The sequence below is a fragment of the Vibrio sp. 1401 genome (assembly GCF_033340295.1).
This window is the reverse complement of sequence record NZ_JAWOWF010000435.1, coordinates 1-656: the sequence shown is the minus strand read 5'-3', so window position 1 is coordinate 656 and position 656 is coordinate 1. Positions and strand designations below refer to the sequence as shown.

The following is a 656-nucleotide window of genomic DNA, read 5'->3' as shown; positions in this document are numbered from 1 at the left end:
AATATCGACTGGGAAGAGAAGAAGAAACAGGCTATAGAGCGCTTCTGGACCAAGCAGAATTTCAATGAGCTGCCAAGAGCGCCAAAATCTCGAACACGAGAAATTGACCCTAGCGTCATGATCACCAGTGACATCAGCACTCCGGATGGCACTGTGTTCGCTCACGCGGGTGACGTGATCAACCCATTGTGCGATCCGAAGGAAGTTTGCAAGCCTGGAACGCGGCCATTTACCCAAGCGGTCGTAGTTTTCGACCCGCTGGACAAAAAGCAAATGGAGCTGCTCGCCAAGAAGCTGCCTGAAATTAAGCAGGAACCTGGCGTACAACGGATTACCTATATCGCCACAGAGTTCGACAAAGACAAAGGCTGGGATTCCTACAAGAGTGTCACCGACAACTTTGACGCGCCGGTATATCTGCTGACGCCAGATCTGATTACCCGGTTCGAGCTGGAGCACACACCGAGCGTCATTACTGCCAGAGGCAAGAAGTTTGTTGTCCGCGAACTTGCTGAGGAGGGCGGTGAATGATTTTTGCCCCGGCTTTCCAACCAATTAAAGACGTCGGCACAGGTTCGTTTGTCGCTGCTGAGGTACTGGCTCGTTGGTACGACGAAGGCCGGGTTCTTACACCATCCTCTCTGTCATCACCTCCT

At 52.3% G+C, this 656-nt stretch carries 2 pseudogenes; both read left to right on the top strand.

Annotated elements, in window-relative coordinates:
* A pseudogene (locus R7Z77_RS26090) lies at positions 1-531 on the top strand (conjugal transfer protein TraW); the annotation flags it as partial.
* Positions 528-656, top strand: a pseudogene (locus R7Z77_RS26085) (EAL domain-containing protein); the annotation flags it as partial. The pseudogenes R7Z77_RS26090 and R7Z77_RS26085, both read left to right, overlap by 4 nt.